This is a genomic window from Brucella sp. NBRC 14130 (assembly GCF_040371715.1).
GTDB classification, from domain to species: domain Bacteria; phylum Pseudomonadota; class Alphaproteobacteria; order Rhizobiales; family Rhizobiaceae; genus Brucella; species Brucella intermedia.
On the sequence record NZ_BAABTE010000003.1, the window covers coordinates 302,997 to 317,385 of the forward strand.

Sequence of the window (14,389 nt, forward strand, 5' to 3'; positions counted from 1 at the left end):
TCATCCTGAGGTGCGGAGCGAAGCGAAGCCTCGAAGGACGAGGGCACGCGCAGCGCGGTTTCCCTCAGCCCTTCGAGACGCTCCCCTTTGACAAGCTCGGGGAAGCTCCTCAGGATGAGGGAAGGAGGGGCGCAGAGCGTCGATTAGCCCAAATTCACTGTGCGTTAAAACTCTTCCGGGCGCTTGCCGCCCATGGCGCGGGTCAACTCATCGGCGGTGGAGCGGATGAGCGGCCCGAATTCCTCGAGCTTCTTTTTCGGCAGGCGCACGGCAGGGCCGGAAACGGAAATGCCGGCAATCGCCTCGCCATATTCATTGAAAATCGGCGCGGCGATGCAGCACATGCCGAGCGTGTGTTCCTCATCGTCGACAGACCATCCGCGCGTCCGCGTTGCCTGAATGTCTTTCAATAGCGCGGGCAGGCTGTCGAGCGTGCGCTGCGTAAAGTGTTCGAGCGCGCGTCCGGACAGGGCATGGGCGATTTCCTTGTCCGACCAGGTGGACAATATGGCCTTGCCGATGCCGGACGCATGGATAGGCCCGCGCCGTCCAGGCCGGAAAAAGGCGCGCATCGGCGCATGGCTTTCAATCTGCGAGATGAACACGACATCGCCGCCGTCCTCGACGCCGATATTGGCGGTCTCGCCGCTCGTTTCCATCAACGTCTTGAGATAAGGGCGCGCCAGAATACCGAGCTTGCGGAACCGGCGAAAGGCATTGCCGATCTCGAAAGCCTTGACGCCGATGGTCCAGTCGCCGCTTTCCAGATCGTGGGAAACCATTCCATGATTGGCCAGCGACGATAGCAGGCGGTGCACGGTGGAAGGCGCCATGCCGCTCGCATCGGCAAGGTCGGTCAATGTCGAGCCGTCATTCTCTGCGATCAATGCCAGCAGCTTCAGGCTTCGATCGAGAACCTGCACAGACGAGGGCGCCGCGTTTTCCGCCGCCTTGCGGCCCCGCTTTACCTTCGCCTGTTCCATCACCGTCTCCGAATCCCGCCTAAACTCAGGAATTATCACTATCGCATCCATTGCTACTCGGAAAGACGCAGGCGGATTATCTCCGTTCCGTTGAAAATCTTTATTTCCATATAGTGATATGCATTTCCATTTTTTGATAATAGCATTGGTAAATGGATTAGAGTTCCATAGGAGGAATGGCCATGGCCAGAATGCGTGCAGTCGATGCAGCCGTGCTTGTGCTGGAGAGAGAAGGGATCAATTGTGCTTTCGGTGTACCGGGCGCAGCGATCAATCCGTTTTATTCGGCGATGAAGGCGCGCGGCTCGATCCGCCATATACTGGCACGTCATGTCGAAGGCGCTTCGCATATGGCCGAGGGCTACACCCGTGCAAAGCATGGCAATATCGGCCTGTGCATCGGCACCTCCGGCCCGGCCGGAACGGATATGATTACAGGTCTCTATTCGGCTTCCGCCGATTCGATCCCGATCCTCTGCATCACCGGTCAGGCGCCGCGCGCACGTCTCGACAAGGAAGACTTTCAGGCCGTCGATATCGCCAAGATCGCAGCTCCCGTCACCAAATGGGCGGTCACGGTCATGGAACCGGCTTTGGTGCCTTATGTCTTCCAGAAGGCGTTCCACATCATGAAGTCGGGCCGTCCCGGTCCGGTCCTCATCGACCTGCCGGTCGATGTCCAGCTTGCCGAAATCGAGTTCGACATCGACACTTACCAGCCGATGGAAGCCTACAAGCCTGCCGCAACGCGGGCGCAGGCCGAAAAGGCGCTCGCCATGCTGAACGAGGCGGAACGCCCCCTGATCGTGGCTGGTGGCGGCATCATCAACGCCGATGCGTCCGACCTTCTGGTCGAATTCGCCGAAATCACCGGCATTCCGGTCATCCCGACCCTGATGGGCTGGGGCGTCATCCCTGACGACCATCGTCTGATGGCGGGCATGTGCGGTCTCCAGACCTCGCACCGCTACGGCAATGCCAATCTGCTGGCCTCCGATGTCGTCATCGGCATCGGCAACCGCTGGGCCAACCGTCATACGGGCAATGTCGACACCTACAGGAAGGACCGCAAGTTCATCCATATCGATATTGAGCCGACCCAGATCGGCCGTGTATTTGCGCCGGATTTCGGTATCGTTTCGGATGCGGGCAAGGCGCTGAAGCTGCTGCTGGACGTTGCGACCGAATGGAAGTCGGCAGGCAAGCTGCGCGACTGGTCGGGCTGGGCCAAGGAGTGCCAGGAGCGCAAGCGCACCATGCTGCGCAAGACGCATTTCGACCAGACGCCGCTGAAGCCGCAGCGTGTCTATGAAGAGATGAACAAGGCGTTTGGTCGCGATACCTGCTATGTGACGACCATCGGCCTAAGCCAGATCGCCGGTGCGCAGTTCCTGCATGTCTATCGCCCGCGCAACTGGATCAATTGCGGTCAGGCCGGTCCGCTTGGCTGGACACTGCCCGCAGCGCTCGGTGTCCGTGCCGCCGATCCCGACCGTCCGATCGTGGCGCTTTCCGGCGATTATGATTTCCAGTTCCTGATCGAGGAACTGGCGGTCGGCGCACAGCACAAGCTGCCCTACATTCATGTGGTCGTGAACAATTCCTATCTCGGCCTCATCCGTCAGGCGCAGCGCGGCTTCAACATGGATTTCGAGGTCAGTCTTGCCTTCGACAACATCAATGCCGGTGGCGATGCGGAAAAGGGCTATGGCGTCGATCACGTGGCGGTTGCCGAGGGCCTTGGCTGCAAGGCGATCCGGGTTCGCAGCCCCAACCAGTTTGCCGAAAGTTTTGAACAGGCGAAAGCGCTGATGGCGGAGCATCAGGTGCCGGTGGTCCTGGAATTCATCCTCGAACGCGTTACCAATATTTCCATGGGTATCGACATCGATCAGGTCGTCGAATTCGAGGAACTGGCAGAACGCGGCGAAGATGCACCGACCGCTATCGCAGCACTTTTGGATTAACGTGTTGCCGATTTAATGCTCCGTATCACTCATCCTGAGGTGCGGAGCGCAGCGAAGCATCATCCTGAGCCCGTCGAAGGGTCGAGGACGAGGGCAGGCACGATGCATCTTCCTTCGTCGTTCGAGACGCCTCCCTTCGACAAGCTCGGGAGGGCTCCTCAGGATGAGGGAAAAGAACAACGTGGAAGGTAATTCGAGGAAAATTGTGAAACGGCTTTTTTCCGGAATTGCGCAAACAGAGAATTACAAGGAGGCGAAAATGCCGAGATTTGCAGCCAATCTCACAATGCTTTTCAACGAAGTACCCTTCATGGACCGCTTCGCATTGGCGGCAAAGGCCGGGTTCACCGGGGTGGAATATCTCTTTCCCTATGAGTTCAACCGGCACGAGCTGAAGGCGGCGCTGACCAGACATAATCTGGCGCAGGTCCTGCATAATCTGCCTGCGGGCAACTGGGCTGGGGGAGAGCGCGGCATTGCGGTTCTGCCGGATCGGGTCGATGATTTCCGTCGCGGCGTGGCCGATGCCATCGACTATGCCACCACGCTTAACTGCTCGCAGGTCAATTGTCTTTCGGGCATTGCCCCGCAAGGTGTCGATCCGGATGTGTTGCGCGCCACTTTCGTCAGCAATCTGCGTCTGGCCGCGAAGGAACTGGGCAAGCACGGCATCCGCCTGCTGATCGAGCCGATCAACCACTACGACATTCCCGGCTTCTACCTCAACACGGTGGAGCAGGCGGTTTCGATCATCGATGAAGTGGGCAGCAACAACCTGTTCATCCAGTATGACCTTTACCACCAGCAGCGCACACGCGGCGAACTGGTCGCGACCTATGAACGCTACAAGCCGCTCATCGCCCATATCCAGCTTGCCGACAATCCGGGCCGCAATGAGCCGGGGACCGGCGAGATCAATTATCCGAACGTGTTCGAAGCGCTGAAAAACGCCGGATACAAGGGCTGGATCGGCTGCGAATACAAGCCGAAGACCACCACCGAGGAAGGTCTCAGTTGGTTCAAACACCATGAAGCCGAACGGCTGACTGCATAATTTTGATTAGGGAGTATACGACATGGCCAAGATAGGCTTCATCGGACTGGGGATCATGGGCACGCCGATGGCGCGTCATCTGCAGGATGCCGGACATCAGATCGTCACCTCGAGGTTCAATCCTCCGCCGCGTCAGGAACTGATCGATAACGGTCTGCAAATCGTGGATACGCCGAAGGCCGTCGCGGAAGAATGCGATACGGTTATTCTCATGCTGCCAGATACGCCGCAGGTGGCCGAAGTCATCTTCGGGGAAGGCGGCGCAATCGGGGGGCTCGGCAAAGGCAAGCTGCTCATCGACATGAGCTCGATCTCGCCCATCGAGACGAAGGAATTCGCAAAGAAGGTCCGTGCAACGGGCGCCGAATATGTCGATGCGCCGGTTTCGGGCGGCGAGGTGGGCGCGAAGAACGCCAGCCTCTCCATCATGGCAGGCGGTTCGCAGGAATCGTTCGACCGTGCGCTGCCGCTTCTGAAGCTCATGGGCAAGAACATCACCCTCGTCGGCGATTGCGGCGACGGCCAGACGACCAAGGTCGCAAACCAGATCATCGTCGCGCTCAATATCGAAGCCGTGGCTGAAGCACTGGTCTTCGCTTCCAAGGCAGGCGCGGACCCGGCAAAGGTGCGCGAAGCCCTGATGGGTGGCTTTGCATCGTCCCGCATTCTCGAAGTGCATGGCGAACGCATGATCAAGCGCACCTTCGATCCGGGCTTCCGCATTTCCCTGCACCAGAAGGATTTGAACCTCGCACTGCAAGGCGCAAAGGCACTCGGCGTTTCGCTGCCGAACACGGCCACGGCACAGGAACTGTTCAACTCCTGCGCGGCGCATGGCGATGACGGTCTCGACCATTCGGGTCTGGTACGTGCTCTCGAGAGGATGGCGAACCACGACGTAGCTTGACGTCTCAGGCGAACTCTCTGGAGGGAGAGGGCGGAGCTGGCTGCTTGGAGGAGGTAGCCGGCTCCATTGATTTTAGATCTCGGGCGGGGAATAGTGCCGCCGTTAACACGCCAGCATCGGGAAACTCATGTCTGCCATCACCGATCCCAAGAAGTTTCTGACCAGCCTGTTCGACGCAGCCGTTGCGGCTGCCGATCCAGAACTGGTGATCCGCGCCAATCTCCCGGCCAAGCCGAAGGGACGAACGATTGTCATCGGCGCGGGTAAGGGATCGGCGCAGATGGCGGCGGCTTTCGAGCGCGCATGGGCCGAAAAACACGATGCCCCGCTGGAGGGCGTGGTGGTGACGCGCTATGGCTATGGCACACCTTGCCAGCACATCGAGATCATCGAGGCCGCGCATCCGGTTCCCGACGAGGCGGGGCTTCAAGCCTCGAAGCGGCTGTTCGATGCCGTGTCCGGCCTCACGGAAGACGATCTCGTGGTGGCGCTTGTCTCGGGCGGCGGATCGGCGCTGCTGCCGTCGCCGCCGGAAGGTCTGACGTTGCAAGATGAGATCGCCGTCAACAAGGCATTGCTCGCTTCCGGCGCGCCTATTTCGGCGATGAACGCCATCCGCAAGCACCTGTCGACGATCAAGGGTGGCAGGCTCGCCGCCGCCGCGCATCCGGCAAAGGTGTTCTCGCTGGTCGTTTCGGATATTCCCGGCGACAACCCGGCCTTCGTCGCTTCCGGGCCGACCGTGCCGGACGCAACCAGCCGCGACGAGGCCTTGAAGATCATCGAACGCTACAGGCTCGAACTGCCACAGGCAGCGCTTGATCACATCAGGAGCGAAGCCGCCCATGCGCCGAAACCGGACGACGAGGTTTTCGCTCGAAACGAGGTGCGGGTGATTGCTTCCGCTGCCGTCTCGCTGGATGCGGCGGTCAAGGAAGCCCGGCGTCATGGCGTCGAAGCGGTGATCCTGTCCGATTCAATGGAAGGTGAGGCGCGGGAAGTGGCGCATGTCCATGCGGCGATTGCCCGCGAAGTGGCCGACCGCGACCGCCCGTTCAAGAAACCCGTGGTCATTCTGTCGGGCGGCGAAACGACCGTCACCATTCGCGGCAAGGGTGGCCCAGGAGGTGGCAAAGGTGGGCGCAACAGCGAGTTCCTGCTGTCATTCGCGCTCGATATCGATGGCTATGACAACATCCATGCGCTCGCCGCCGACACGGACGGCATTGACGGCTCGGAGGACAATGCCGGAGCCTTTGCCGATGGTTCCACGGTTTCGCGACTGCAAAAGGCGGGCGAGGATGGCGCTGCGCGGCTCGCCAACAACGACGCATGGACGGCATTCGACGCCATCGATGATCTGTTCGTGCCGGGGCCGACCGGCACGAATGTCAATGATTTGCGGGCTATTTTGATAACGGACTAGTTTCGTCGTCCAGCAGGATGCGGTTTGCCGCGCCGTCGAGATCCTCATACTGGCCGTTTTTCAACGACCAGAGAAAGGCGACGAGGCCGAGCAGGCCCAGAAACAGCGCGATGGGAATGAGAAAGATAAGTCCGCTCATTTGTGCGCTTCCTTGATGACGGCAACAGGCGCGATGGTCTTCTGCGTCTGCTGCTTTTGTTTTCCGGCGCGCAACCGCAATGCGTTGCTCACGACCACGACGGACGACAGCGACATTGAAAGCGCCGCCACCAGCGGGGTGACATAGCCGAAAATCGCGATCGGCACGGCTATGATATTATAGCCGATGGAAAGCGCAAAGTTCTGGCTGATCAACCGGCCCGCTTCCCTCGATACGGCGAAGGCAAGCGGCACTGCCGACAGGCTTTCACGCAGGAAGACGAAATCGGCTGCATTGCGGCCAATATCGGCTGCCGTCGCGGGCGCCATGGAAACATGGGCCGCGACAAGGGCCGGAGCATCGTTCAACCCATCGCCAACCATCAGCACCTTGCTGCCTTCGGCTGACAGTTTCTGCACCAGTTCCGACTTGTCGGCAGGCAGCACTTCCGCCCGGAAGTCATTGACGCCGAGATAACCGGCAAGCCTCTCGACGGCAGGCAGGCGGTCGCCGGAAATGATGCCAAGCTTCAGCCCGTTGCGCTTCAGTGTGGCGATGGCTCCCGCAGCGTCCTCGCGCGGGCTGTCTTCAAAGCGGAAGGTTTCAACCAGCTTGCCATCGATGGAAAGACAGGTCTCGGGGCCATCGGCATGAACCATCGTGGCGCTGTCGTCCGCCCAGTCGCGCTTGCCAAGCCGATAGATGGAACCGTTCAGTTCTGCTTCGATGCCTGCGCCCGGCACTTCCTCGATGCGGGTAAAGGCGGTCATCGGCTTTGCGCCCGAGAACAGCGCCAGCGCCCGCGACAGCGGATGGCGCGAATAAAGCGACAACTCGGCTGCGATCTCCAGATTATGGTGATCGATGGCGTCGACATCGATCAGCCTCGGCTGGCCGAGCGTCAAAGTGCCGGTCTTGTCGAAAATGGCGGTGTCCACCTCGGCCATCCGCTCCATCGCGGAGCCGTCCTTGATCATGATGCCGTTTTCGAACAGGCGGCGGGCCGCAACTACCTGCACAATCGGCACCGCAAGGGCGAGCGCGCAAGGGCAGGTGATGATGAGGGTGCAGATCGCGATATAGATCGAGCGATACCAGTCCCCGCCGGTGTAGAACATCCAGCCGACAAAGGCGAGGAAGGCGATGGTGTGGACCATCGGCACATAGAGTTCGGAAGCGCGGTCGGCAAGACGACGGTAATAGGCGCGTCCGCCTTCTGCGACATCCATCAGCCGCACCATTTCAGCGAGGAAGGAATCTTTGGCTTCCGCCGTCGCGCGGATGATAAGCGGCGTGGAAAGGTTGAGCGTGCCGGCGCGAATGTCGGAGCCGGGACCGACAGGCACGGCATCGCTTTCACCCGATGCAATGGCGCAATCGAGTTCCGAACGGCCTTCTTCCACCTTGGCATCAACGGGTACGCGCTCGCCTGCTGCAAGGATGATGCGCATGCCGGGGCGGATTTCGTTGACCGGCAGGTAATTGCGTTCGTTATCATCGCCGATCACCACCGCGCCGCGGGAGCCAAGCTGCGCCAGACCTCGGACGGCGGAACGGGCACGGGCGCGCATCATGTAGTCGAGCGTGCGGCCGATGAGCAGGAAGAACAGCAAGGTCACCGATGCATCGAAATAGGCGTGCTGGCCATGATGCAGGGTTTCATAGACACTCATGCCAAAGGCCAGCGTGATGGCAAGCGCAATCGGCACATCCATGTTGACGCGCCGCGCACGCAGCGCATTCCATGCGGAAACGTAGAAAATCCGGCCCGAATAGATCAGCGTCGGCAGGGCGATAAGGCCGGAAATCCAGTGGAACATATCGCGTGTCGCCGCATCCGCCCCCGACCAGACCGCGACCGACAAGAGCATCACATTGCTGGAAGCAAACGCCGCGACGCCAAGCGCGATCAGAAGCCGCGTGAAGGTCGGGTCTTTCTCCTGCGCCATGTCGAAAATATGCGCTTCGTAACCGAGCCTGCGAAGCGGATCGACCACATCGGGCGGCGTCTCGCCATCCTTCCAGCGCACGGTCACGCGGCGGGCCGTCAGGTTGACGCGGACATAGGCAACCCCTGTGATCTTGCCGAGCGTCTCTTCGATATTCTTGATGCACAGGCCGCAATGAACGCCGGGAACCGACAGGTCGAGCTGGCGAAAACCATCTCCCAGCGCGCGGCTTGCGACCTGCATTTCATCTGCGGAGACGGCCTGAACGACGGTCGCTATCTGTGCATTCTCGACGCAGCAGCTCATAGCATTCTCCCATCCTTCACCAGAACGCGGATGATATGGCGATAAGGGTCTTCAAGACCCGCATCTGCATTCACTTCCATGATCCACGCGCCCTCGCCAAGTTCCAGCGGTGCGGTCAGCATCCCGGGCTCGCGGACGCTCAGCGTGACCTTGGTATCGTTCACGTCACCGACCGGACGCTTGAACTCCACCGTGCCGCCGGACATGGCGACGGCCTTTCCTTCATGGTCGGCGAGCCGCCAGGTGAAGATGCCGTTCTCATAAGCCGGCTTCGACTGCCAGTTCAGCGCGGCCTGTTCCTTGCCGGTCTGGGCCTTGTCATTGAATTCCTGACTGGCGACATAGGTGTTCTGCACCACCAGCCCGCTCCAGCTATGGATCGCGTTATAGGCCATGGTCAGGTTGACGGCGATAATGACGCCGAAGAAAGCGACCATGATGCCCAGCATGTGCCAGCCGGTGAACGTGCCTGCGGTTTTCGACTTGATCGACATTATCTGCCCTCCGGTGCCATGAAAGTTGCCTTGTAGCGTGCGTGTTCCGCGCCGTCCGCGTCACGCACTTCGATTTCATAGTCGTGGCGATGTTCGGTAATCGCATCATGCGGCATGGTGACGAACACGCGCAATGTCTTCAGGCGGTCCGGCTCCACCGGCACATCGTAATTGCCGTTCGCATCCGCGGTTTCGTCCTGAACGGTCAGCGTTGCGCCCGGCAGGCCCTCGATGGAAAGGCGGAAGGTGCGCGGCGTCGGGATCATGTTGAGCAGCTTGACCGTGTAACCGTTGCGGATCGAACCGTCCGACAGAAGCACATATTGCGGGTTGCGGTCATGCAGCACGTTGATGCCGATGCGCTGCCGCGTCGACAGCGAGATGACGAGCGTCAGGCCGATCAGCGCCCATACGGCGAAGTAGAACATGCTGCGCGGGCGCAGCACCTTCTTCCATGACAGGTTCTGCACCTTGTCCGAGAAGCTGTTGGGCGCCTTGTAGACGCGGGCGGGATCGATCGGCGCCGTGCCGTTATTGGTCGCAAGCGCCATGTTGGCGTTGTAATCGGCCAGCGTCGCATAGGAGATGAGGCCGCGCGGCTTGTCGATCTTGTCCATGACCGTATTGCAGGCATCGATGCACAGCGCGCAGGTGATGCATTCGAGCTGCTGCCCGTCACGAATGTCGATACCCATCGGGCAGGCGGCTACACAGGCATTGCAATCCACGCAATCGCCCACGGTTTCACCAGCGGCAATCGCCTTCTTGGAATGGCGTGAGCGCGGCTCGCCGCGCCAGTCATTATAGGTGACGGTGAGCGAATTTTCGTCCAGCATTGCGGCCTGAATTCGCGGCCACGGGCACATATAGGTGCAGACCTGCTCGCGCATCAGCCCGCCGAAAACATAGGTGGTGGCGGTAAGGATGGCGACGGTGAAATAGGCGACCGGCGCTGCCTGACCGGTCACGAAATCCATGAGCAGTTGCGGCGCGTCGGCGAAATAGAAAATCCATGCGCCCCCGGTCAGCCCGCCGATCAGCAACCAGATGGTATGTTTGCTCACGCGCTTCCACAGCTTGTCGAAGGTCCATGGCGCCTTGTCGAGCTTCATGCGCGCATTGCGGTCGCCTTCGATGGCGCGTTCGACGACGAGATAGAGATCGACCCAGACGGTCTGCGGGCAGGTATAACCGCACCAGGCGCGACCGGCGACGGAGGTCACGAGAAACAGACCAAGGCCCGCCATGATGAGCAGGCCCGCGACGTAGTAGAATTCCTGCGGCCAGATTTCGATAAAGAAGAAATAGAAGCGCCGATTGGCAAGATCGATCAGGACCGCCTGATCCGGCGCATAGGGGCCGCGATCCCAGCGCAGCCATGGCGTCAGATAGTAGATGCCGAGCGTAATGAGCATGACAATCCACTTGAAGCGCCGGAACTCGCCCTGCACGCGCTTCGGAAAAATCTTCACCCGCGCCGCATAAAGCGATTGGCGGGTTTTGGGGGAGTTGACTGCCTGAACGTCAATGCGTTCGACATCGTCTGACATTTTTTCGCTCCTTGGGGAGAGGAGGGCAATAGGGCAGTAAGGCAATAGGGCAGTATGTGATGGCCGCGATCAATACTGTCCCTAGTTTCTCATTTCCCTACTGCCCTATTGCCTTACTGCCCTGTAGCTGGGGCTTGTGCCCCAGCTATTCACCGCCGCCCAACGAATGGACGAAGATGGCAAGCTGCTTGACGGTTGCGTCTCCGAGGCGTGTTTCCCATGCGGGCATGACGCCGTGCTTGGGATGCGCAACCTGACGCACGATGGCGTCCTCTCCGGAGCCGTAGAACCAGATGGCGTCCGTCAGGTCCGGCGCGCCGAACTCGCGCAGGCCCTTGGCATCCGCGCCATGGCAGACGGCGCAGTTCTCTGCGAAAACCTTCTTGCCTTCCGGCACCATGGCGGGGTTGTGCGGCGTGCCGGAGAGGCTCACCACATAGGCGGCGACATCGCGGATCTGCTGCGGTTCCAGAACGTCGACAAAGGCGGGCATTTCGGAAATGCGGGTGTCGGCATCGTCCTTGGAGCGCACACCATGACGGATGGTCGTCAGGATGTCGTCGATCGAACCGCCCCACAGCCAGTCGTCATCATTGAGGTTGGGATAGCCGGGCGCACCTTGCGCGCCGGAGCCGTGGCACTGCACGCAATTGACGCGGAAGGCGGCAGCGCCACCGGCAATCGCATATTGGCGCAGGTTTTCGTCCGCCAGAATCTCGTGGACGTCCTTGGCCTTGATCTGGTCGATGATGCCCTGCCGCTCGCTGTCGATGCGGGCGGTTTCTTCCCAGAAAGCGCCGCGGCTCGACCACCCGAGCATGCCGCCGGTGGAACTTGAGATCAGCGGCCATGCCGGATAGGCGATCACATAGGCAAGCGCCCAGAAGATCGTCGCGTAGAATGTCCACAGCCACCAGCGGGGCATAGGATTGTCGAGTTCCTTGATGCCGTCCCATTCGTGGCCGGTGGTCGCTACGCCGGTTACTTCGTCGATTTGCTTGTCAGTCATTTGCGTCATCCTTGAAAGGAATGTCCTTCGCGTGGTCGGCTATCTGCTTGCTGCCTGGCCGGAAGGCGTAGAGAACGACGAAGAGAAAAAAGAGCGCCATGCCGAGCAGACCCCAGCTATCGGCGAAAGTGCGCATGGTGTTGTAATCCATCGCTAAATCTCCGCTTTATCTCGCTTTGGGGGACTGGTCGTAGGTCGAGAAATCGACGAGCGTTCCGAGCATCTGGAGATAGGCGATGAGAGCGTCCATCTCCGAGATCATCTGCGGATTGCCGTCGAAATCGCCGACCTTGGCCTTGGGATAGCGTGCCTCGACACCGGTCGTGTCGGCATCCGGCGTGGCCTGTGCCTTCAGATCGTCAAGCGCGTTGTCGATCATTTCCTGGCTGTAAGGTACGCCGACCGCCGCATTGGCTTTCAGATTGGCCGCAATGTTGGAAGCCTCCAGCGGACGGTCCTTCAGGAACGCATAGCTTGGCATGACCGATTCCGGCACCACGTCGCGCGGACGGACAAGGTGCTGCACGTGCCACTCGTTCGAATAGCGGCCGCCGACGCGGGCGAGGTCAGGCCCCGTGCGCTTGGAGCCCCACTGGAACGAATGGTCGTACATGGATTCCGCAGCCAGGCTGTAATGGCCGTAACGTTCCACTTCATCGCGGAACGGGCGGATCATCTGGCTGTGGCAGAGATAGCAGCCCTCACGCACATAGACGTCGCGGCCCGCGAGTTCCAGCGGCGAGTAGGGGCGCATGCCTTCCACCTTCTCGATGGTGTTCTCGAGATAGAAGAGCGGTGCGATTTCAACGATGCCGCCGACCGTGACCACGGCGAGCGATGCGATCAGCAGCAGCGTTGCGTTTTTCTCCAGCTTGGAGTGGTTCTTTAGTATCGACATAAATCACACGCTCCTTATTCGGCAGGCTGCATGGTCGCACCGGCTACAGTCCGGGTGCCGCCCATTGGGGCTTCGTTGCGCAGATTGCCGCGAATGGTCTGATAGACGTTCCAGGCCATCACGAAGCCACCGGCGAGGTAGAGCACGCCGCCAAGTGTACGGATGACGTAGTATGGGAACATGGCGAGCACGGTTTCCGCGAAGGAATAGACGAGGAAGCCCTGATCGTCGTATTCGCGCCACATCAGGCCCTGCTGGATACCGGCAACCCACATGGCAGCCGCGTAGAGAACGATGCCGAGCGTCGCCAGCCAGAAGTGCCAGTTGACCATGCGGATCGAATAGAGCCGCTGGCGGTTCCACAGCTTCGGTGCGAGATAATAGACGGCGGCAAACGAGATCATGCCGTTCCAGCCAAGCGCGCCCGCATGAACGTGACCGATGGTCCAGTCCGTATAGTGCGACAGCGAGTTGACGGCCTTGATCGACAGCATCGGGCCTTCAAAGGTCGCCATGCCGTAGAAGGCGATGGCGGCAACCATCAGGCGGATGATCGGATCGGTGCGGACCTTGTCCCATGCGCCCGAAAGCGTCATCAGGCCGTTGATCATGCCACCCCAGGACGGCATCCACAGCATGATGGAGAAGACCATGCCGAGCGTCTGCGCCCAGTCGGGAACGGCGGTATAGTGCAGATGGTGCGGGCCGGCCCAGATATAGAGGAAGATGATCGACCAGAAGTGCACGATCGACAGGCGGTAGGAATAGATCGGACGCTCTGCCTGCTTCGGCACGAAATAATACATCATGGCCAGGAACGGCACGGTCAGGAAGAAGGCGACGGCGTTGTGCCCATACCACCACTGCGTCACCGCATCCTGCACGCCCGCGAAGGCGGAATAGCTCTTCACGCCGAGGAATGAGACAGGGATCGCCAGGTTGTTGACGATATGCAGCATGGCGATGGTGATGATGAAGGACAGGTAGAACCAGTTCGCCACATAGATATGCGGCTCCTTGCGCTTCAGGATCGTGCCGAGGAAGACGACCAGATAGGCGACCCAGACGATGGTGAGCCAGATGTCGACATACCATTCCGGTTCCGCATATTCACGGCTCTGCGTGATGCCGAGCAGATAGCCGGTCGCGGCCATCACGATGAAGAGCTGGTAGCCCCAGAACACGAACCATGCCAGATCGCCGCCGATGAGGCGGGCGCGACAGGTGCGCTGCACGACATAGAAGGACGATGCAATCAGCGCATTGCCGCCGAACGCGAAAATCACCGCAGATGTGTGCAGCGGGCGCAGGCGGCCGAAGTTCAGATAGGGTTCCAGATTGAGATCTGGAAAGGCGAGCTGCGCGGCGATGACGACGCCGACCAGAAAACCGGTCACGCCCCAGAAAACCGTTGCGATGACGCCGTAGCGGATCGGGCCGTCCATATAGGCGGACTGGTCGACCTTTTTGGGCGTCAGGCCGTAATTGGCATTCCGCATCAGAAGAATGGTGAAGATGGCCAGTGTAGCGAACAGAATCCACATATGGGTTCTGAACAGCTCATCATGGGAAAATCCGGCCAGAAGCACAGCAAAAAGTGCCCCCAGACCGGAAAGGACTGTTCCAGCGGCGTAGTTCATGAAATCCCCTCGCAGCGCATGACAAGAGCCGCCTCGGATGAGGCAGCAATAGCGATAGGTTCGCTAT

At 60.1% G+C, this 14,389-nt stretch carries 13 protein-coding genes; 4 read left to right on the forward strand and 9 right to left on the reverse strand.

Features of this window, described 5'->3' with window-relative positions:
- Nucleotides 1-164: 164 nt before the first annotated feature.
- On the reverse strand, nt 165-983 hold the full coding sequence (locus ABWW28_RS07535; RefSeq protein ID WP_021586203.1) for an IclR family transcriptional regulator: 819 nt from the start codon (nt 981-983) through the stop codon (nt 165-167).
- Nucleotides 984-1,165: 182 nt separating this feature from the next.
- On the opposite strand from ABWW28_RS07535, the gene gcl reads away from it, so the two are divergent.
- The 4 genes from gcl to ABWW28_RS07555 all read left to right on the forward strand — a co-directional run bounded on the left by gcl (nt 1,166) and on the right by ABWW28_RS07555 (nt 6,337).
- Complete coding sequence (gene gcl / locus ABWW28_RS07540; RefSeq protein ID WP_112670538.1) at nt 1,166-2,950, forward strand: glyoxylate carboligase; 1,785 nt, start codon at nt 1,166-1,168, stop codon at nt 2,948-2,950.
- A gap of 259 nt (nt 2,951-3,209) precedes the next feature.
- The gene (gene hyi, locus ABWW28_RS07545; protein ID WP_025089703.1) at nt 3,210-4,004 is read left to right on the forward strand and encodes a hydroxypyruvate isomerase; all 795 of its coding nucleotides are present in this window, start codon (nt 3,210-3,212) and stop codon (nt 4,002-4,004) included.
- 22 nt (nt 4,005-4,026) lie between these two features.
- Nucleotides 4,027-4,911, forward strand: a complete 885-nt coding sequence (locus ABWW28_RS07550; RefSeq protein ID WP_006466115.1) for a 2-hydroxy-3-oxopropionate reductase — start codon at nt 4,027-4,029, stop codon at nt 4,909-4,911.
- A gap of 127 nt (nt 4,912-5,038) precedes the next feature.
- Nucleotides 5,039-6,337, forward strand: coding sequence for a glycerate kinase type-2 family protein (locus tag ABWW28_RS07555; RefSeq protein WP_112670536.1), 1,299 nt, complete (start codon nt 5,039-5,041; stop codon nt 6,335-6,337).
- Here the strand turns inward: ABWW28_RS07555 and ccoS are convergent.
- From ccoS to ccoN, 8 genes are all read right to left on the reverse strand, one after another.
- Nucleotides 6,318-6,476: a cbb3-type cytochrome oxidase assembly protein CcoS gene (ccoS, locus tag ABWW28_RS07560; protein WP_021586199.1), complete on the reverse strand. Its 159-nt coding sequence runs from the start codon at nt 6,474-6,476 to the stop codon at nt 6,318-6,320. The genes ABWW28_RS07555 and ccoS overlap by 20 nt on opposite strands.
- On the reverse strand, nt 6,473-8,731 hold the full coding sequence (locus ABWW28_RS07565) for a cation-translocating P-type ATPase (protein ID WP_112670534.1): 2,259 nt from the start codon (nt 8,729-8,731) through the stop codon (nt 6,473-6,475). The genes ccoS and ABWW28_RS07565 overlap by 4 nt, the downstream gene beginning before the upstream one ends.
- The gene (locus tag ABWW28_RS07570; protein ID WP_112670532.1) at nt 8,728-9,225 is read right to left on the reverse strand and encodes a FixH family protein; all 498 of its coding nucleotides are present in this window, start codon (nt 9,223-9,225) and stop codon (nt 8,728-8,730) included. Before ABWW28_RS07570 ends, ABWW28_RS07565 begins: the two co-directional genes overlap by 4 nt.
- Nucleotides 9,225-10,775, reverse strand: a complete 1,551-nt coding sequence (gene ccoG, locus ABWW28_RS07575; protein WP_112670530.1) for a cytochrome c oxidase accessory protein CcoG — start codon at nt 10,773-10,775, stop codon at nt 9,225-9,227. Before ccoG ends, ABWW28_RS07570 begins: the two co-directional genes overlap by 1 nt.
- 145 nt (nt 10,776-10,920) lie before the next feature.
- The gene (ccoP, locus tag ABWW28_RS07580; protein ID WP_112670528.1) at nt 10,921-11,784 is read right to left on the reverse strand and encodes a cytochrome-c oxidase, cbb3-type subunit III; all 864 of its coding nucleotides are present in this window, start codon (nt 11,782-11,784) and stop codon (nt 10,921-10,923) included.
- Nucleotides 11,777-11,935, reverse strand: a complete 159-nt coding sequence (locus ABWW28_RS07585) for a CcoQ/FixQ family Cbb3-type cytochrome c oxidase assembly chaperone (RefSeq protein ID WP_006466122.1) — start codon at nt 11,933-11,935, stop codon at nt 11,777-11,779. Before ABWW28_RS07585 ends, ccoP begins: the two co-directional genes overlap by 8 nt.
- Nucleotides 11,936-11,950: 15 nt before the next feature.
- On the reverse strand, nt 11,951-12,682 hold the full coding sequence (gene ccoO, locus ABWW28_RS07590; protein WP_006466123.1) for a cytochrome-c oxidase, cbb3-type subunit II: 732 nt from the start codon (nt 12,680-12,682) through the stop codon (nt 11,951-11,953).
- Between the two features lie 14 nt (nt 12,683-12,696).
- Complete coding sequence (gene ccoN / locus ABWW28_RS07595) at nt 12,697-14,322, reverse strand: cytochrome-c oxidase, cbb3-type subunit I (RefSeq protein ID WP_006466124.1); 1,626 nt, start codon at nt 14,320-14,322, stop codon at nt 12,697-12,699.
- Nucleotides 14,323-14,389 lie beyond the last annotated feature (67 nt).